Here is a 20,465-nt window from a genome sequence, read left to right on the forward strand (position 1 = left end):
GGCGCGGCATCCTGGCCGCGCCCTGCCATCTTCCGTGCTTCCGGTCAGAAGCGGAAGCGCACGCCCAGGGAATAGGCGCGCTCGAGATACAGCACCTGCCGGGTGTAGCTGTCGCCCGTGTCGAACTGGCGATAGCGCTGCAGCGGGTTCCCGAGCACGTTCACGACATCAAAGGCGATGGTGACGTTCTCGACCGGGGTCACCGTCGCCGACAGGTCGAGTTGGCCGCGGCCCTTCTCGATCACCGGGTGGGCGATCGGATCGAATGTCTGGAACGAATAGCTCGGATCGGTGACCACAAAGCTCGACCGGTAGTTATAGGCGAGCCGTGCCGAGAATTGCGGCTTCTCGTACAGCGCGACAAGGTTGCCCGACCATTTGGACACCCCCCGGAACGGCTGGCGCATGTTGTTGAACGTCGCCGCCTGATCGGGCGGCAGGTCGCCCTTGGCATCGATGTAGGTGCCATTTGCCTGGATGCCGAAGCCCTTGGCCCAGTCTGGCAGTCCGTCGATGTCGAGGAAGCTGGTGAAGGTCACCTCGGCGCCCTGGAGCTTGGTCTTGCCCAGATTCTGAGGGCGATCGATGCGGAGGGCGTCGGTGCTGCGATCGGCCACGGTCTGCAGGAAACCCTGGGCGTCGTGGCGGAACACCGCGGCGGTGACGGAGCCGGCGCGGGAGAAATAATATTCAAGGCTGACATCGTAATTGTCCGAGGTGAGCGGCTGCAAATTCGGGTTGCCAGCCGCGCCGCCGCGACGAAGCCGCTCCACGCATTCGGGCGTGGTGGGGTTGGTGATGCACGGATCGCCCGGCGCCAGGATCACCGGTTGGTACAGCGTGGTGTTCGGACGAAGATCAAAGAAGCCGGGGCGAGTGCGCGTTTTGGTATAGGCCAGGCGCAGCTGGAGCTTGTCGGTGAAGCCGACCCGCGCGCTCACGTTCGGCAGGTAATCGGTGACCTCGCTCTTGGCGCTTACCGCCGGATAGGTGACGGCGCCGCCCGTCGCTTCGATGCGGGAGAAGCCGTCGATCTGCGTCTTCGTCTTCACCGCGCGCAGGCCGACCACGCCGTCGACGATCGTGTCGCCCAAGTTGAAGCCGTATTTTACCTGCGCATAGGCGGCGTAGGATTTTTCGTTGGCCCGGAAATTCTCGGCCGGGTTGAACGGCGGGATGCCCGGGGGGGCGCCGAAGAAGCTGCGCAGCGCCGGCAGGTTGTTGCGGATGCTGTCGCGGGTACTGGCGGCGAAGAAGACGTTCGGCTCCGCATTGTTATAGGCAAAGCCGGGCCGCGTCGGGCGCACGTCAGCGCCGGGCAGCGCCGTCAGCGGAATGCGCGCGCCCTCATTATTGATGTAAAGGTTGCCGAGATCGCGGCCCGCTTTGCGATCAGCGTAGCGCAGCCCGACGTCGATCCGCTTCAGGAAGCCGCCGTCGAAATCGTAGGAGAGGTCAGTACGCGCCTGCCAGTCGGTGCCGCTCACCGCCAGCAATTCCTGCCACAGCCCTCGGCTGATGAAGTTCGCCGGATCGGTGACGTTGAAATTGACGAACTGCTTGCTCGGGCCGCCGTCGATCGGCACTTCGAACTGCACGTTACGCACCGGCGAGCTGGCCGCTGCATAGTCGATATTCGCGGCGTTCGCCGTGTAGGTGCTGTCGGTATACGCAATGTCGGCCGAGATCCGCAGCCGGTCGCGCGTCCAGATCGCGCCGCCGCCGCCCTGATAGGTATCGGTGTGGCCGTTGAACGAGCCGCTATAGCCGTCCGGTCGCGACGCACCGGCCACCGTCATGCTCGCGATCTTGTTGCTGTTCTGCTGCGTCGTGATGTTCGACAGCTGCAAATTGTCGCCGAAGATCGGGATGAACATGTAGCGGTTGTAATCGCGCGAGCGGAACCCTTGGAACAGCCCGTCGGCGTAGATCTCGAGCTCCGGCGTCGGCTTCCACTGGAAAGCGGCATTGGCCGAGGGGCGCCAGCGATCACCATAACCGAGGAACAGGCCCTGCGCGTCGGGATAGCGCAGCCCTGCCTGCCCCGCGGGTGCGTTGCCAGCGGTCGTCGTCGCAATCACCATCGACTGTTCGCGCGTCGAATCAAGGAAGTTGATCCCGACATAGGAGGCGTTCACCAGCAGGCCCATTTCGCCGATGCCGGTGTTCCAGCGATCGCTGATCAGCAGGTTGCCGTTCCAGGTCGTGCCCTTCGACTGCTGCGACAGCACCCCGTTCAGCGAGCCCGACAGCTCGAAGCCCTTGAAGTCGAACGGTCGGCGGCCGCGAACGTTGATCGCGCCGGCGATGCCGCCCTCGATCTGGTTGGCCAAGCCCGACTTGAACACTTCCAGCGCGGCGACGGTACCGGCGGGAAAGTCCTGGATCTGCACGTAGCGCCCTTCGGCGGTGAAGATCTGGCGGCCGTTATAAGTGGTGGTCAGGTCCGGCAGGCCGCGCACCGTGACGCCGGCGGATTCACCGCCGCCGCGGGTGACGTTCACCCCGGCAACGCGCTGCAGCGCCGAGGAAGCGAAGGTATCCGGCAGCTTGCCGATGTCCTCGGCGACGATCGCATCGACGATGCCGTCCGAATTGCGCTTGATCGACTGGGCGGACTGGAGGCTGCGGCGCAAGCCGGTTACGACGATCGCGTCCTCCGGGCCGCTTTCCTGCACCGCGGGGGCAGGCGACGCCGGGTTGATGCTGTCCGCGCTAGACGTCTGCGGCTTCGGCGCTTCCATCGCGGTTTGGGCATGTGCTGCAGATGCCAGGGTCAGGCCGATCACGGCCGACACGGACGCGCACAATAATGGCTTGATGTTCATGCAAAACCTCCCCTTTTTTAGCGCCGCTCGTGTGGCGGGCTTGTTCGTTGCGCGGAGATTATATAAGCCTGACATCGCAAGCAACATATTTATCATATCTTTCATGACGTGCCCGGCACGCCGCGAGAGGCACAAAAGACTGCTTGGGAGGAGATGGACGATGAAGGTGGCAACGGCGATCTGCGGCATCGCCGCGCTGGTCGCGCTTTCGAACCATGCCGAGGCTGCGACGGCCAAGCGCGGCACGTTCGGCAAGCTGGCGGACGGCACGGCAGTCGCGTCCGTTACCCTCACCAATGCACGCGGCGTCTCGGCGACGGTGGTCGCCTATGGCGCGATGCTCCAGTCGCTGGTGATGCCCGATCGCGCCGGTCGCAAGGCGGACGTGATCCTGGGCTATGACAACATGGCCGACTATCTCGCCAAGGGGCAGTATTTCGGCGCAACCGTGGGTCGCTTCGCCAACCGCCTCGCCGAGGGCCGCTTCCGCCTCGACGGCCGCAGCTTTCAGACGCCGGTCAACGACGGCAAGAATGCGCTGCACGGTGGCACGGTCGGGTTCGACAAGGTGATGTGGCAGGTCGTGTCGGTACAGGACGGCCCCACCGCTTCGGTGACGCTGCGCTATGTCAGTCGCGACGGCGACCAGGGCTACCCCGGCACGATGACGGTCGACGCCACTTACGCTCTGGACGAGCAGAACAACCTGACGATCACCTACACCGCAACCACCGACGCGCCGACGATCGCCAACATCACCAACCACAGCTACTGGAACCTGTCCGGCGAGGGATCTTCCAATGGCGCGATGGGCCACCGCGTCACCATCCCGGCGCAGACCTATCTGGCGACGGACGCCGGGGCGATCCCGACGGGCGCGTTCAAGAGCGTCGCCGGCACGGTGTTCGACTTCCGCACGCCGCAGGCGGTGGGCGACCGGGTCCGCGACGCGCGCGACCAGCAGATCGTCTTCGGCCGCGGCTATGATCACAACTGGGTGATCGGTCGCGAGGTGACGCGCGACCAGCATCTGATGGCGAGGGTCTATGATCCCGCCTCGGGCCGCGGCTTCGAGCTCTGGTCGAACCAGCCAGGGCTGCAATTCTATTCGGGCAATTTCCTCGACGGCACCACGCATGGCAAGTCCAGGCGGATCTACCGCGAGGGCGACGCGATCGTGATGGAGCCGCAGATCTTCCCGGACTCGCCCAATCAGAAGGGCTTTCCGAACGCCCGGCTCGATCCAGGCCAGACCTATCGCAACGTGATGACCTATCGCCTGACCACGGGCCAGGCCGCAGCGCCGAAGAAGCGCTGAACGACCTTAGGGGAGCAGACCATATGATGATCCGCCGTAGTTTTCTTCTCGCCGGCGCCGCGCTGGCGATTGCCGCCACCATGCCCTCGGCCGAGGCGCGCGACCAATGGACCAAGGCTCAGGCCAATGCCTGGTACGCCCAGCAGCCTTGGATGGTCGGCGCCAACTTCACCCCCGCCACCGCGGTCAACCAGCTCGAGATGTTCCAGGCCGAGACCTGGGATCCCAAGCGGATCGATCTCGAACTTGGCTGGGCCGAGAAGATCGGCATGAACGTGATGCGGGTGAATCTGCACAACCTGCTCTGGGAAACTGACCCGGCAGGGCTCAAACGCCGCATGGACGAATTCATGACGATCGCCGCGCGTCATCACATCAAGACCTTGTGGATCTTCTTCGACAGCTGCTGGGATCCCGATCCCCATGCCGGCCCGCAGCACCCGCCCATCCCGGGCGTCCACAACTCGGGCTCCGCCCAGTCGCCAGGTGCCGCGCGGCTGAAGGATGCGTCGCAGTACGGCAAGCTCGAAGCCTATGTGAAGGACATCGTCACCACCTTCGCCAGGGACGAGCGGGTGCTCGGCTGGGACGTGTGGAACGAGCCCAACAATCCCGGCGGCGGCAATTACGCGCCGACGCCGGACAAGAACAAATATGTCGCCCTGCTACTGCCGCGCGTGTTCGCCGCGGCACGTTCGGCCGATCCGATCCAGCCGCTCACCTCGGGCGTGTGGATCGGCGACCATTGGGACGATCAGAGCACGCTCGACGCGGTCGAGAAGATCCAGATCGCCCAGTCCGACGTGCTGAGCTTCCACGATTACAGCTGGCCCGAGACGTTCGAGCGCCGCGCCAACCAGATGCTCAGCTATGGCCGCCCGGTGCTGTGCACCGAATATATGGCGCGCGGCAACGGATCGACCTTCGACGGGACGCTGCCGATCGGCAAGCGGCTGAACATCGCCATGTTCAACTGGGGTTTCGTTGACGGCAAGTCGCAGACCCGGCTGCCCTGGGACAGCTGGAAGAAGCCCTATACCTATGAGGAGCCGACCATCTGGTTCCACGAGGTCTTCCACGGCGACGGCAAGCCGTATCGCCAGGCCGAGGTCGACCTGATCCGGCGCTTGTCCGACGCGCCCAGGGGCGTGGTGCCGGCCGCGCGCTGACCGACGAGGCCGCACCGCTCGCATGACGGTGCGGCCGCTCCCCTGGAGGAGAGCAGGATAAGCCTGCTTCGATTGCTCTACCGCCTTGCCCGAGCTGCGATCGCGCTCCCGATTGCAGCGCAGACCGCGCCGGGCGCCCCCGATGCGTGGATCGTGCGTTACGGCAAGACCCACCACTACATGAACACGCACGGCAACACGCGTGTCGGATCCCATACTCGAAATCACGACGAACGGCGTCGGAGGACCTGTGGGCTACTCAGCGCCAGACGGACACCCTGTTCCCCGCGAGACTGTCCGGCGAATTTCTTTTGCCTGCCTCTGACGGAAATCGCGGTACATCCACTCTTCTCGGGCGAGGAGAAAGGCAACGGCACGCGAGGAACTAGCTGGCTGGGTGGGACGCGAGATCCTGCCGCACGAGCGGGAGCTCCGTGCGTGGCTGCGCAAACGCGTCGCCACGCCGTCTGACGTGGATGACATCGTGCAGGAATGCTATTGCCGGCTGGCCCAGCTACGCAACGTTGCGCACATCGAGAATGGCCGCGCCTATTTGTTCAGCATGGCGCGCAACATGTTGCAGCAGCAGCTGAAGTCGGCACGGGTCGTACACTTGGAGACGATCGCAGATCTCGATGCGGCGCAGGGCTGCGACGAGCTGTCGCCCGAGCGGATCGCCTCGGCGCGAGGCGAGCTGCGCCGCGTGCAGAGCGCGCTGGAGGCCCTCACCGAACGCGCGCGCCGGATTTTCCTGCTGCGCCGCGTAGACGGCATGTCGCAGAAGGACATCGCTGAGCTGCTTGATGTGAGCGAGACAGTCGTTGAAAATGACGCCAGCCGCAGTCTGCGCAAGGTCCTGCACCTGCTGACCGAACCCGACATCGCCGATCTGCCGGCTGCTGCGAAGGGAGGCCGCGCCCATGCCCGATCGCGTTGACGACCAAGCGGCGCGTTGGGCGTTGCGCCATCCGCTCGACGCTGCGGAACAGCGTGCGCTCGATGCCTGGCTGGCGGAGGATCGTCGCAATGTCGGGGCGTTGCTGCGCGCGCAGGCAGCGCTCACCGTGATCGAGGCCGGCCTTGCCCCTAATCTCGCGGCGCGCCCCGCGCCCCGCCGCAGCCGTCGCTGGATGCTGGGCGCGACGGGCGGTGCGATCGCTGCGAGCGTCGCCGCCGTTTTCGGGCTGCCGCGGCTATGGGGGGAGCGGCTGGCCACGGCCAAGGGCGAGATTCGCCGCTTGCCGCTTTCGGACGGGTCGATCGCCGCGCTCGACACGGACAGCGCGGTGCGGGTGTTGCTGTCGAAGGACAGTCGCCAGATCGCGCTGGATCGCGGCCAGGCATGGTTTCAGGTTGCGAAGGATCGCCGGCGACCGTTCGTCGTCGACGCGGGCATCGCGCATGTCCGCGCGGTCGGTACGGCCTTTTCGGTGCACCGGACCGAGACGGGCGTGCAGATCGCGGTTACGGAGGGCGTGGTCGCGGTATGGGCCACCGATGCGAGCGGTGCGATGAGCCTGCTCCACGCGGGCGACTATGCCCGTTTCGAGACGGGCAATCCCAATCCCCAGATCGGCAGCGCGCCCGCTGCGATCGAGCGGGCATTGGCTTGGCGGGAGGGGGAAGTGTCGCTGGAGGGCGACACGCTGCGCAGCGCGATCGATACGTTCAACCGCTACAACCATCAGCAGCTGGTCCTCACCGACGATGCGCTCGGCCGGGAAAGACTGGTCGGGCTGTTCAAGATCAACAGCCCGCTCGACTTCGCGCAGACGCTGGAGGCCACGCTGAACGTGCAAGTCACGGCAACGGCCGACGAAATCCGGTTGTCGCGCAAAAAATAATCAGGCTAGCTGACGGAAAGGGGAGCCGGCCCACTCTTCCGCACAAGAGCGCACCGAAAAAGGGCGCCGACCAGAACAGGGAGAGGATCGGATGCACCATTTCCGTAATGGGCTGCTGGGAGCAGTTTCCTTCGCCAGCCTCGTCATCGCACCGGCCGCGAATGCGCAGGTTCGCCGCTTCGACGTCGCGGCCCAGCCCGCGCGCACCGGCGTGCCGCAGTTCGCGCATCAGGCCGGCATCCAGATCCTCGCACCCGAGGCGCTGACCAGCGGCTTGAGCGTCAACCGGGTGCAGGGATCAATGGAAGTCGACGCGGCGCTGCGCCAGTTGCTCGCGGGCACCGATCTCACGCCGATGAAGGTAGGCGGCGCGATCGTGCTCAAGCGGCGCGACAAGCCTGCGCAGGTCGCGCGCAACCTCTATGCCCAGACGATCGCCGCCAGCGCGCCCCAGGGCATGCACGCCGCGTCTGCGACGGCGGTGGACATCGTCGCCCAGCCGGCGGCCGATCCCGCCGGGCAGGATGCGCCCGCGGCGGAACGGGCCGCCGAGCAGGACATCGTCGTCATCGGCTATCGTCGCTCGCTGCAGGATGCGCAGCAAAACAAGCGCCGCGCGGTCAACACGATCGAGAGCATCATGGCGGAAGACATCGCCAAGCTGCCCGATCTCAACCTGGCGGAATCGATCCAGCGCCTGCCCGGGGTCGCGATCTCGCGCGAGGGCGGCGAAGGGCGCAACATCACGCTGCGCGGCTTCGCCCCCGATTTCACCCGCACGACGCTGAACGGGATGGAAGTGCCGTCGAGCAGCGACGGGCTCGATTCCGGCGGTTTCACGATCAACGCGGGGCGCGCGTTCGACTTCCACGTCTTCGCTTCGGAGCTGTTCAACCGGATCGACATCCAGAAGACGCAGACCGCCTCGATGGAAGAGGGCGGCATCGCCGGCACGGTCGATCTATATTCGGCCAAGCCGCTGGATTCGAAAGGCTTCCATTTCTTCGGATCGGCGCAAGGCGGCTATAATTCGCTCACCCAGAAGTTCGATCCGCGCGTCGCCGCGGTAATAAGCGATACCTTTGCCGACGATCGCATCGGCGTGCTCGTCTCCGCCGCCTATTCTGAGCGCACCGTCCACCAGGAAGGCGCATCGAGCGTGCTGTGGACGACGCCCTATCTCACCGGCGACTCCTGGGCGAAGACCAATCCCAAGGTCACTGGCACGCCCAAGGGCGGCTGCGGCGCGACCGATCCGCTCGACTGCCTGTGGGCACCGCGGTTGCCGCGCGCCGATTTCTTCGGCAACAACCAGAAGCGCTTCGGCATCACCGGCTCGCTTCAGTTCAAGCCGGTCGATGCGTGGCTGATCACCTTCGACGCCCTGCACTCGCAGCTCGACAACGATCGCCTCAGCTACAATTCGATGGAATGGCTGCTCACCCACGGCACCCCGGGGAACTTCGTCGGCCAGACACCGGTGTCTTTCACCGTGGGACCCGATGGCAAGCAGCTGATCGCTGCCAGCTTCAATGACGTGACCTCCTGGTACGAGAGCCGCCACCAGCGCTCCAAGTCCAACTTCAATCAATATGTCCTGTCCAGCAGCTATGACGTGACGGACAAGATCAAGATCGACGGACTGATCGGCAAGGCGAGCGACGATGCCGATCGCACGGAGCTGCGCTTCTACGCTCGCTCGGTGCCGCATCCCTATTCGTACGATTACACCAAGAACGCCTATGTGCCGGTGGTGAGCTTCGGCAGCTACGATCCCAACCTTGCCAGCAATTACATCAACGCGCTGACGGCATCGAACCGGATCAACAATGTCCTCAAGGAAAACTATACCGGCAAGCTGAACCTCGGCTACACTGCCGATCGCTTCTCGCTGAAGACCGGCTTTGCGTACAACAATCGCAAGGTGCGCTATTCGGAAGGCGCGGGTAGCAACCCGAGCTTCAACCCGTCCAGCTACATGATGGCCTTCCCGATCTCGAACTACGGGAAGGATTTCGGCGGCATCGGCCTGCCCAAGTTCGCAGTGGTCGATTTCGACAAGATTGCCGCCGGTAACGTCGTGCCCGCGGGCTACCAGCCCAATATCGGCGCCGGCTGGCAGGTGAAGGAAGAAACACTGGGCGGCTTTTTCGAGCTGAACGGCGAGTTCGACATCGGCGCGATGCGGCTGCGCGCAAACACCGGCCTGCGCTATGTGAAGACCAACCTCACCTCGGAAGCGGTGCTGGCCGGCACCCCGATCGCCGTGCATCGCAGCTACGAGAACTACCTGCCCTCTGTGAACCTGGCGCTGGACATCACCAGCAAGCTGATCGCGCGCCTGTCCTATTCGCGCTCGATGACGCGGCCGGGGCTGGGCTCGCTCAACATCGCCGGGCCGGTGTTCGGCTACACCACCCGCACCGTGGGCAATCTCGGCAACCCGGACCTGAAACCCTATCAGTCGAACGATCTCGATGCGGGGCTCGAATATTATTTCGGCCAGGGCGGGCTCGTCGCGGTCAATCTGTTCAACAAGGATATCGTCACCTCGCTGCGCACGCAGGTGGTACAGCGGATGGTCGATCCCGCCTTCTGGCCGGCCATCTATGCCGATCCGCAATATGACCCCTCGTACAATGCCGATCCGGCGAAAGTGCCCTATACCTTCACCATCCCCGTCAACGCGGACAACGGCAACAGCGTGAAGGGTGTCGAGTTCACCTACAACCAGCCCTTCACCTTCCTGCCCGGCTTCCTGTCGCACTTCGGCATGGCGTCGAACTACACCTATGTCTCTGCGCGCGACTCCACCGGCCTTTCGAAGAACTCGTACAATCTGACCGTCTATTATGACACGCCCAAGTTCGGCGCGCGTGTCTCCGCCAACAAGCGCGACGACTATCTGCTGGTGCAGCCGGGCAGCAGCGGCAACGTTCAGGAGCGGAAATATGGCCCGACACACGTCGACTTCTCGGCCTTCTACAATGTCAGCTCGCGGCTGACGCTGAGCGTCGAAGGGATCAACATCACTGACGAGGTGGAGCGGATCTATGGCACCGGCGACGGCACCCAGGATCTGACGCGCGAATACACCCATACCGGCGCGCAGTGGTTCGTCGGCGCGCGGTTGCGCTTTTGATGGCGATGCGGCTGGTCGCGGCGGCACTGCTGTTGGCCGGGGCGGGCGTCGCTCCGGCCCAGCAGGCGACCCCGATCGACGACAGCTTCACCGTTTCGGCGCGGTTCGAGTCCGATCGCGCCAGATACCCCCAGATCCGGCTGCCCAACCTTGCGGTGCAGCAGGGGCAGCGGATCTGGTTCGACCGGCGCTACCAGAAGGTCGGCGACCGCGAACTGCACCTCGACGTGTTCCTGCCCCCGCGCGGCAAGGCCAACGGGCAGGCGATCCTGTGGGTGCACGGCGGCGCCTGGCGCTCGGGCAACAAGTCGCACGGCTATGCGATGGCGAACCTGCTCGCCCAGCGTGGCTATGCGGTGCTGTTACCCGAGTTCCGGCTCGCACCCGAGGCACCGTACCCCGCCGGCCTTCGTGACGTGAACGACGCCCTTCGCTGGGCGAAGGTGCATGCGGAGGAGCTCGGCGTGGCGCCCGATCGAATCGCACTCGGTGGCGACTCCTCTGGCGGGCAGATGGCGGCGCTGCTTGCGTATACCGCAGGTTCCGGCCTCTATGCCCCCGCCGGTGCCGACACCCAGGTTAGCGCGCTGATCGACTGCGACGGCGTGCTCGACATGACGAGCCAGCTCGCACTCCAGTTCGAGGATGCGGCCGGCGAGAACTCCCCCTTCGCCCGCTGGGTGGGCGGCAGCTTCGCGCGCGTGCCGGATCGCTGGCGGACGGCGAGCGCCGCCCGGCACCTTGGGCCGGCCCTGCCGCCAACGCTGATTCTCGGCAGCGGCCAGCCACGCTTCACCGCCGGCAAGGACACCGTGCTGGCGGCGCTTGCAAGGACCGGCGTCCGGCATCGCTTCTTCGCCTTTGACGATGCGCCGCACACCTTCTGGCTGTACCAACCCTATCTGACCCGTGTCGTGGCGGAGATCGACGCCTTCCTGCGCCCGTCCGCGCCCAAGAGAGGATTACGATGAAGCTGTACCTGGCCGCGTTCCTCGGATCCGTGCTGACCGGCGCCGCCGTCGCGGCGCCCAGTTCCTACCGGGTGGCAGCCGATTGCGGGGGACGCGCGGGGTGTTTTGGCAGCGTGCAGGCGGCGCTGGACGCTGCCGCCCGCGACAGGTCGGGCGAGTGGGTGACCATCACCATCGCGCCGGGCACCTACCGCGAAAAGCCGGTGGTACGGCGCGACAAGGTGCGGATCGCCGGTGCCGGCGCCGACCGCACGCGCATCGTGTTCGATGCGGTGGCGCAGACCGCCGGCCGCTATGACCCCGCGAATTGGGGCACACCCGGATCGGCGACGCTTACCATCCATGCCAGCGACGTGGTGGTGCGCAACGTGACCGTGGAGAACGACTTCGATTATCTCGCCAACGACGCGCTGCCCGAAGGCGATCCGAAAAAGATCGGCAATTCGCAAGGGGTAGCGCTGCTGCTCGATACCGACAGCGACCGGGTGCAGTTCGATGGCGTGTCGCTGCTCGGCTATCAGGATACGCTGTTCACCCGCGGGCGGCGGGCGTGGTTCCGCCGGGGCGTCATCGCCGGCAATGTCGACTTTATCTTCGGCAATGGGATGTTGCTGATCGAGGACAGCGAGATCCGCTCCCGCCGCCGCGCCCTTCCAACGCCGAAGGGCGACTTCGCCTCCTTCATCACCGCGCCTTCGACGCCGCTGTCCCAGCCGATCGGCATCGTGATTTCCCGGTCCCGCCTGACTCGGGAACGCGGAGTGGAAGATGGTTCGGTCGCGCTCGGCCGCCCCTGGCATCCGACTACGCGCTTTGCCGATGGTCGCTACGCCGATCCCAATGCTGTCGGGCATGCCGCCTTCCTGCATTGCTGGATGGATCGACATATCCATCCGAGCCGCTGGACGAGCATGGCCGGCACCGCCCGCGACGGCACCAAGACCGCGATCTTCCGGGCCGAGGACTCTCGCTTCTCTGAAGCGGAATCCAAAGGCCCCGGCGCGGCGGTTCAGGGCGGTCGCGGACAGAGCAGCACACTGACGATCGGCGCGGTCCGGGCGCGGCTGTTCGAGGGGTGGATCGTCGCGGGCTGAAGCACGCCGACGGTTCACCCCGCTCAACCGACTCCAGCGGATTGCCCGTTTGCCCTACACCGAGCGCACGCTGTGGGTAACGATCTCAAATGATAGCGGCATGGAGGAACTTGGCAGATTATCGGGCGCATCTTCGTTGCACGTTCCGGTACGCCTTTGATGCCCGAGATGTCCGGATACGCGGCCGATGCGGTTACGCTCGTGGCAGCTGCGTGGGGATCCTGCGGGTGCCCGCCGATGCGTATCGCGACGTGTCGCCAATTTGAAAATCAACTTGGCCCGTCGCTTGCGCGATCCGGTTGTCATGCGCGCTTCATCGAGCGGGTTTAGCACTGCGACCAGCAAAGGTTCCGAGGCAAGGGGCGGACAGATCGCCTTGGCCAAGGGATCGTGGCCGGAACGCTCCAGCGGGTTTGTGCAACGATGACAGAGCTCAGCGCGATCACCCCGCGACGTAGGGCATGTGCGGAAGAGGCGATGCTGCGTGCCGCCTTGCACCGCTTCGTCCGGTCCCGTCTTCTGGACTCGCCGGACGGAGAGGACATCGTTCAGGAAACCTATATCCGCCTGTACGATTATCGCCGCTCGCGCAGCGTCGCCGATGTCGGCGCCTTCTGCTTCGCCGTGGCGCGCAACCTGGTGTTCGATCATTTCCGCCGGCTCCGTGCAGCGCCCCGCCCGGCCGAGCTCGTCGAGGACATTCCCTGCGCCCAGCCGCGCGCCGACCACCTGCTCGACTATCGCCAGCGGGTCGACATCCTCGTCCGCGCGCTCAAGGTGATGCCGCCGCTGCGTCGCGAGATCTTCCTGCGCCGCCGCCTCGACGGGGTTGCCGTGGCGATCATCGCCGCCGATCTCGGCATGACCCCCGCCGCGATCGAGAAGCATTGCGTCCGTGCCGTCGCCGACTTGCGCGCCGCGCTCGAGCGCCGCGGCTTGCCGGGTGGTGCGGCACGATGAGCCTCAACCCCGCCCGCCGTACCGCGCTGCACGACGCCGCCCGCTGGGCGATGCGCGAGGACGATGCCGTGCTGCACGAGGCCCCGCCCGCCGCCGCCGGCGAAGTGCAGGCGATGCTGGACGACCGCGCTTTGTCCGATGCGATGGCGCAGCTGCCGCGCCTGTCGGATGCCGATATCCGCGCGATGCGCACCCGCCGCCGTGCCGCGATCGGCACCGGCGGCATAGTAGGCATCGTCGCCATCCTCGGGATCGGCGGCTGGCAGGCCGGCTGGTACCGCGCGGCCGCCCCCGTCCCCGCCCATTACGAGACCGCACGCGGCCAGATGCTGGACGTGACGCTGGCCGACGGCTCCTTGGTCCATCTGAACGGCGCAACCAGCCTCGACGTTACGCTGGAGCCTGGTCGCCGCAGCGTCACGATGCGGCACGGCGAAGCCTATTTCGACGTCGCCCATCTGCCCGATCGCCCCTTCGTCGTGCGCGCAGGCGGTGCTGCGACGCAGGTGCTCGGCACCGCCTTCAACCTCGACATCGCCGCCGGCGGCGTCCGCCTCGCGGTCTATCGCGGCAAGGTGCGCTTCGGCGACGCGGCGGCCAAGGGTGCGGCGGTGATCGTGCCCGCCGGCTGGCGGACCCGATTCGCCGACGGCCGCGCCCAGCCGCCGACCCGCTTCGATGCCGCGCAGAAGGACTGGCGCGACGGCTGGCTCGACATCGACGCGATGCCGCTGGGCGACCTGATCGACGCGCTCAACCGCCGCGGCGGGCCGCTGATCGCGCCGCCGCCGCAGAGCCTGCGCGGCCTGGCCGTATCGGGTCGCTTCCGCCTCGACTCGCCGCACGCGCTGCTCGACGCGATGGGGCTCGCCTATGGCTTCCGCACCGCGCGCGTCGGCACGCAATTGCGGCTCGAACCCACCGCCGGGAATGACGCCAGGTCGCCACGCCCATGACATTGAACTGCAACAAAATTCTTTTGTCCGGAAGCTGATCTGCTCCCGTCTTCCTCGCTAGCGGCGCAACCGCGCCGGAGCGGAGGGAAGACCAACAATGACTCGCATCCAGGGGATTTCACGCATGGCACTCGCCATCCTGCTGGCAGCGCCCGCGGTCGCGCAGGCGCATGCCGCCGACGCGACGTTGGCGGCGCAGCGCCGGTTCGACATCGCGCCGAGCGATCTGCGCACGGCCATCTCGCAATTCTCGCAGGCAACCGGCCTGCAGGTCGTCGTGGCGCCGAGCGCGGTCGCCGGCCGCCGCACGGCCGGGGTACGCGGCGCCCTCACCGTCCGCGCCGCGCTCGACCAGCTGCTGCGCGGCTCGAACCTCAGCGCTGCGGTGCATGGCGGCATCGTGGTGCTCACGCCGTCGCGCGCCGCCGCCCCGGCCGCCCGCCGCGTCGCCCGTAGCGAAGCGCCTGCCCCTGCCGCTGCCGCAGCGGTGCAGACCGCGCGGACCGACGCGCAGGATTCGGACGCTGTCGAGATCGTCGTCTCCGGCTATCGTGAAAGCCTCACCGCCGCGCAGGACCTGAAGCGCCGCGCAGTGGGCGCGGAGGACGACATTGTCGCGACCGATATCGCCGCCTTTCCCGACCTGAACCTCGCCGAGGCGCTCCAGCGCGTCCCTGGCATCACCATCACCCGCGACACCGGCGAAGGCCGCCAGATCGCGCTGCGCGGCCTCGGCGCCGATTTCACCCGCACCCAGCTGAACGGCATGGAAGTGCTGGGCAACACCGCCTCCGGGATGGACAATCGCGGCTCGGTCGCCCGCTCGCGCTCGTTCGACTACAGCCTGTTCGCCTCGGAACTGTTCAACCGCGTCTCGGTGCAGAAATCCTATGCGGCGGAGCAGGACGAAGGCGGCCTTGCCGGTACGGTGCAGCTCACTACTGCCAAGCCGTTCGATTATGCGGGCAACAAGTTCGTGGTCTCCGCCAAGGGCCAGACCAACACCAACACCAGCGGCGTGACGCCGCGCGCGGTGGCGCTCGCCTCGGTCCGCTCGGGTGATTTAGGCGCGCTGGTTTCGGCCGCCTACAGCAAGATCAAGAGCAACGAGTATGGCTATCGCAGTTGGGGCTGGGGCCCGACCAAATATGGCGCGAAGAACATCGGCGCCGAGATCGACGACGCCACCCGCGCCAAGCTGCTCGCCGGCGTGTACCAGCCGACCGCCCAGTCGCCCTCGACCTGGTACACCGATCGCCAGCGCCTCGGCATCACCTCCTCGGTGCAGTACCATCCCGGCGACGCCTTCAAGCTCGACGTCGACTTCCTCTACGGCCGTCTGTGGGACCATCGCGACGATTATGCGCTGGCGACCGCGGGCAGCAACCCGCTGACGGGGTCGTCAGTGTCCGGCACCCAGGTGATCCACAGCGCCGTCATCGACGACACCAACACGCTGCGCGCGGCGAGCTATACCGGCATCGATCTGCGCTCCGAGCACCACATCGTCGAGAACCACACGGACTTCTACCAGGGCGTCGCCAATCTCAGCTGGAAACTGGGCGACCGGCTGACGCTGCGCGCGCTCGGCGGCTATGAGGAATCGGATTTCAGCCAGCCGGTGTTCGACAAGGTCTTCATGGAGGCTAAGCAGACCGCGTTCAGCTACGACACGCGGCCGCAGATCCCGGTCAACAGCTACGGCATCGCCATTACCGATCCGAACCTTTGGACCGTCCAGCGGCTGGACGTGCAGGAAAACAAGATCGTCAACCGCTACACCAACGGGAAACTCAGCGCCGAGTACGACTTTGGCGACGGGCTCCGCTTCAAGGCCGGCGGCGCCTACAAGCACTTCAGCAACAGCGGCTACACCTGGGTCAACAAGGTGTTCCACAACGTGCCGTCGAACATCGCGGTGTCGAACAATGTGAAGCAGCTGGTCGAGCCGAAGACGCTGCTCCAGTACATCGTCGGCAATGTCGACGGCGTCTATGCCGCGATCGGCGACAAGCGCGATCTCAGCCCCGCCAATCTCCAGGCGGGCAGCGATTACGAGGTCGACGAGAAGACCTGGGACGGCTTTGCCCAGCTTGACCTCGAGACGACGGTGGCCGGCATGCGGCTGCGCGCCAATGCCGGCGTGCGCTACTACTCGACCGATCTCACCTCGTCCGGCCATCTCGCCGTGGGCACCGCCTTCGTGCCGGTGGTGATCAAGGACAACAACCATGGCTGGCTACCCGCCGCCAACCTCGCCCTCGACCTGACCAAGACGCTGGTGTTCCGCCTCAGCGCCGATCGCAACATCAACCGCCCCGGCCTCAGCGACCTCGCCGCGGCGGGTTCGATCACCACCCGCCCGAACGGCGGCAGCCTCAGCCTCGGCAACCCGTTCCTCAAGCCTTTCAAGGCGACCTCGGTCGAGACCTCGCTCGAATGGTACATGGACAGCAAGGGCTTCGCCTCGGTCGGCTTCTTCTACAAGAACATGGACACCTATATCTCGCCGAGCACGACGACGATCCCCTATGGCCAGACCGGCCTGCCGCTGTCGCTCCTGATCCAGGGCCAGGATGCCAGCACGCCCTATGACGTGAGCCAGCCGATCAACGGCCCGGGCGCGGACATCAAGGGCGTCGAAGTCGCCGTGCAGCACGACTTCACCTTCCTGCCGGCGCCGTTCGACCATCTCGGCATCACCGCCAACGGCACCTGGTTCGATGGCAAGCAGCAGGGCAAAGTCGGCAACAGCTTCGTTACGCTACCGCTGTTCAACCTCTCGAAGTGGGCGGCCAATGCGACGCTCTACTACGAGGACCAGCGCTGGGGCATCCGCGTCTCCGATGCCTATCGCAGCAAATACTATACCGGTCTCGGCACCATCGGGAACGTGGGTGACTGGATAGAGGGCACCCACAACATCGACTTCCAGGCGCACATAAACCTGCGGCCTGGCATCCGTCTCATCGCCGAAGGCATCAACCTGACAAACCAGCCAATCCAGCAGTTCGCCGGCGGCACGATCGCGCGCCGCGTGGTCTACACCACCAGCGGCCGCACCTTCACGCTGGGCTTCAGCGCGGAGTTCTGATGCGCGAGCGCGCACCCCGACCCGCAGTCGGGGTGCGCCGCACATGCAGCCTGGCAAAAATTTCGTTACGTAATGTTCGCGTCATAACTCTTCCGCACCTGCGGCTCTGTTCGGGGAAGGGCACGAGCGGGAGAGCACCGGGAGGGTAACGGCGTCGCAGCGTGGAGCCGCGCCGCCGTTTCACCGCAGTGGCGAGCGTCAGATCGCGCACGCACTCACTTTTCCAGCCCTGTTTCCGGATCTCTTCAGCACGCGGTCGCAAGCGCGCGGGGGGATACAGAATCGCATGAATGAAGGGGGAATCGATGTACCAGGATCTTAACAAGCTGCGTCGGCGTGCCGGTCTGCTCGTCGGCGTCGCGGCCACTGTGCTTGCTGCCGTTCCGGCCGCGGCGCAGACCGCGCAGAATGACGACGCCGCGCAGGCCGGCGCGGGCGACGAGATCGTCGTCTCCGGCTATCGCCGCAGCCTGCAGGAAGCGATCGAAATGAAGCGCGAAAATGTCGGCTTCTCCGATTCGATCATCGCCACCGACATCGCCGACTTCCCCGATCAGAACCTGTCCGAAGCGTTGCAGCGCGTGCCGGGTGTCACGATCGAGCGCAACAAGGGCCTCGGCACCCGCGTCAACGTTCGCGGCCTGCCCAGCGAGTTCACCTTCGTCTCGATCAACAAGCTGGCCACCGCTTCGGGTTCGGGCGGCCGCGACGTCGAGTTCGACACCTTCGCCTCCGAACTGATCCAGTCGGTCACCGTGCAGAAGTCGCCGCGCGCAGCGGACGAGGAAGGTGGCATCGCCGGGTCCGTCGCAATCCGCACCGCCCGCCCCTTCGATACGCCCGGTTTCCGCCTGGTCGGCAGCGCCGAGGGCGCGTACAATTCGATTTCGGAGAAGATCGACCCGAACTTCTCGGTGCTCGCCAGCAACACCTTTGGCGATTTCGGCGTGCTGGTCTCGGTGGCCAAGCAGAAGCGCAGCAACCGCACCGACAGCAATTCGGGGATCAACTTCCGCCCGATCGCGCGCTGGACGGACAAGGCCGGCACCAACCGCAACCAGGCGATCGCGGTGCTCGCCCGCGACGCCGGCGTCACCTATTCGGATGCGGACAAGAACCGGATCGTGTTCCTGGATAAGGTCGGTGACCGCGTCTATTTCAACGACCAGGACCGGCTCGGCGTCTCGGGCGCGGTGCAGTACAAGCCGAGCGACAAATTCTCGCTGAGCTTCGACGCGTTCGTCGGCTCCTACGACACGGTCGAGGACGAGTATGACGCCGCCGGCTATTCGGCATCGAGCAACTCGACGCTGGAGCGGATCTACGAGGCCGACAAGACGACGCTGTCGCAGTCCGGCATCATCGTGCTGCGCGACGTCGCCTACACCAACACCCAGCACGAATTCCTCAGCAAGCAATATCGCAACGACACCGACTACCGGCAGTTCGGCGGCGAGCTGAACTGGGAGACGGGACAGTGGCGGATCAACGTGCTGGGCGGCTATTCGGGCGCCAGGAAGACCCGCGACTATGCCAATCTCAAGCATGTCGCCTACGCCCCCTCGCGCACGCGCTACACCAGCATCGGCGGCGAGACGATCAAGAGCGACAATCCCAAGTCGATCGACATGTACAACACGCCCGGCGCCTATCTGTTCGAAGCCTATGAGACCACGCTGGAGCGGATCCGGGACGACAAATATGCGGCGCAGGCCGACGTCACCTACCTGGCCGACCTGGCCGGGTTCGCGGCGCTGAAGAGCATCAATTTCGGCGCGCGCTACACCAACAAGACCAACGAACGCGAATATGGCGAGGAGAAGATCCAGGGCCCGACGCGCGGCAGCACCGCCTATGTCAACAAGCGCACGCTGGCGGACAACCCGCTGGAGAATGTGACCTCCATCGCGGGCGGCAAGCCCTATCAAGCGCGCGACCTCAGCTGGTCGCAGGTCTCCAACGACTATGCGCGCAGCTTCTACCGCCCGCAGGGCTTCGTCACGCCGTTCGACCCGGGCCAGTACTACAAGGTCCGCGAGACGACCTGGGCGGGCTACGGCATGGTCGATTTCGAGTTCGACATCGCAGTGCCGGTGTTCGTCAACCTCGGCGCCCGCTATGTCCGCACCCAGGTGCGCTCCGAAGGCTTCCACCAGATCCAGAAGCCGAACGGCTCGACCGGCTACAGCGCCGCGCCGATCGCCAGCGAGGGCCGCTACAGCAAGCTGCTGCCGGCACTGAACGCCCGCGCCGAGCTGACCGACAGCCTCTACCTGCGCGCTGCCGCCTCGCAGACGCTGATCCGCCCGGCGCTGACCGATCTGGCCTACAAGCGCACCGCCAGCTTCAACAATTTCCGGTTCTCGGACGGCAACCCCAATCTGAAGCCCACCTATGCCGACCAGTGGGAAGTCGGCGTCGAGAAATATGTCGGCGACGGCGGGATCCTCGCTGCCTCCTATTTCTGGAAGAAGATCAAGGGCGTGGTGCAGAACAAGCTGACCGGCACGGTGCCGGGCGTCACCAAGTACAACGCCAACGGCACGATTGACGGCGTCTATGATTTCGACGTGTATCAGCCGGTCAACGCCGAGGGATCATACAAGGTCAGCGGCGTCGAGCTCAACGCGGTGGTGCCGTTCGGCATGCTGGTGCGCTGGCTCGACGGGTTGGGCGTCAATGCCAACTACACCTTCCTCGACAGCTCGCTGACCGGCCAGTCCGACCTCAAGATCCCGACCGCGCCGATCGGCCTGTCGGACAATACGTACAATGCCACGCTGTTCTACGACAAGGGCCCGCTCTCGGTGCGCGCGTCGTACAACTGGAAGGGCGCCTATGTGGAGCGGATCGAGCGCAACTTCTATCCGGTCTATCGCTCGGCCTATGGCCAAATCGACGTCGCCGCGAGCTACCAGGTAACGAAGAACTTCCGCGTCGAGCTGCAGGGCATCAACCTCGGCAACGCCAAGACCAGGGGCTATACCATGGATCCCTCGTTCCCGGCGACCTACGAACTGTCCGGCAGCCGCATCAGCTTGGGCGGGCGCGTGCAGTTCTGATCGAATAATCGCCCCATCGCCGCGGCG

12 protein-coding genes are annotated in these 20,465 nt (G+C 65.6%); 11 read left to right on the forward strand and 1 reads right to left on the reverse strand.

All coding sequences use genetic code 11. From position 1 onward, the window contains the following. Positions 1-44 precede the first annotated feature (44 nt). A complete protein-coding gene (locus V7E00_RS12330) occupies positions 45-2,828 on the reverse strand; it encodes a TonB-dependent receptor (RefSeq protein ID WP_333572940.1) in 2,784 nt (927 codons plus the stop codon). 160 nt (positions 2,829-2,988) lie between these two features. Between V7E00_RS12330 and V7E00_RS12335 the strand changes: the two genes are divergently transcribed. The 11 genes from V7E00_RS12335 (at position 2,989) to V7E00_RS12385 (ending at position 20,438) form a co-directional block, all read left to right on the forward strand. Further along, a complete protein-coding gene (locus V7E00_RS12335; protein ID WP_333572941.1) occupies positions 2,989-4,146 on the forward strand; it encodes an aldose epimerase family protein in 1,158 nt (385 codons plus the stop codon). Between the two features lie 26 nt (positions 4,147-4,172). Further along, positions 4,173-5,315, forward strand: coding sequence for a cellulase family glycosylhydrolase (locus V7E00_RS12340; protein WP_333573857.1), 1,143 nt, complete (start codon positions 4,173-4,175; stop codon positions 5,313-5,315). A gap of 397 nt (positions 5,316-5,712) precedes the next feature. After that, positions 5,713-6,252: an RNA polymerase sigma factor gene (locus V7E00_RS12345; protein ID WP_333572942.1), complete on the forward strand. Its 540-nt coding sequence runs from the start codon at positions 5,713-5,715 to the stop codon at positions 6,250-6,252. After that, on the forward strand, positions 6,236-7,159 hold the full coding sequence (locus tag V7E00_RS12350) for a FecR family protein (protein WP_333572943.1): 924 nt from the start codon (positions 6,236-6,238) through the stop codon (positions 7,157-7,159). The genes V7E00_RS12345 and V7E00_RS12350 overlap by 17 nt, the downstream gene beginning before the upstream one ends. 91 nt (positions 7,160-7,250) lie before the next feature. Continuing rightward, positions 7,251-10,301 (forward strand): TonB-dependent receptor, encoded by a 3,051-nt coding sequence (locus tag V7E00_RS12355; protein WP_333572944.1) that lies wholly within the window; start codon positions 7,251-7,253, stop codon positions 10,299-10,301. Then, the gene (locus V7E00_RS12360) at positions 10,271-11,272 is read left to right on the forward strand and encodes an alpha/beta hydrolase (protein WP_333572945.1); all 1,002 of its coding nucleotides are present in this window, start codon (positions 10,271-10,273) and stop codon (positions 11,270-11,272) included. The genes V7E00_RS12355 and V7E00_RS12360 overlap by 31 nt, the downstream gene beginning before the upstream one ends. After that, on the forward strand, positions 11,269-12,366 hold the full coding sequence (locus V7E00_RS12365) for a pectinesterase family protein (protein ID WP_333572946.1): 1,098 nt from the start codon (positions 11,269-11,271) through the stop codon (positions 12,364-12,366). The genes V7E00_RS12360 and V7E00_RS12365 overlap by 4 nt, the downstream gene beginning before the upstream one ends. 477 nt (positions 12,367-12,843) lie before the next feature. Further along, positions 12,844-13,326 carry an RNA polymerase sigma factor gene (locus V7E00_RS12370; RefSeq protein WP_333572947.1) on the forward strand — a complete coding sequence of 161 codons (483 nt, stop codon included), beginning with the start codon at positions 12,844-12,846 and terminating at the stop codon, positions 13,324-13,326. Further along, on the forward strand, positions 13,323-14,282 hold the full coding sequence (locus tag V7E00_RS12375) for a FecR family protein (protein WP_333572948.1): 960 nt from the start codon (positions 13,323-13,325) through the stop codon (positions 14,280-14,282). Before V7E00_RS12370 ends, V7E00_RS12375 begins: the two co-directional genes overlap by 4 nt. Positions 14,283-14,406: 124 nt before the next feature. Then, entirely contained in the window at positions 14,407-17,376 is a 2,970-nt protein-coding gene (locus V7E00_RS12380) for a TonB-dependent receptor (protein ID WP_333572949.1), read from the forward strand. 305 nt (positions 17,377-17,681) lie between these two features. After that, a complete protein-coding gene (locus tag V7E00_RS12385; RefSeq protein ID WP_333572950.1) occupies positions 17,682-20,438 on the forward strand; it encodes a TonB-dependent receptor in 2,757 nt (918 codons plus the stop codon). The last annotated feature ends 27 nt before the right edge of the window (positions 20,439-20,465 follow it).

Origin of the sequence: Sphingomonas sp., assembly GCF_036731925.1 — a bacterium.
Taxonomy (GTDB): Bacteria; Pseudomonadota; Alphaproteobacteria; order Sphingomonadales; family Sphingomonadaceae; genus Sphingomonas.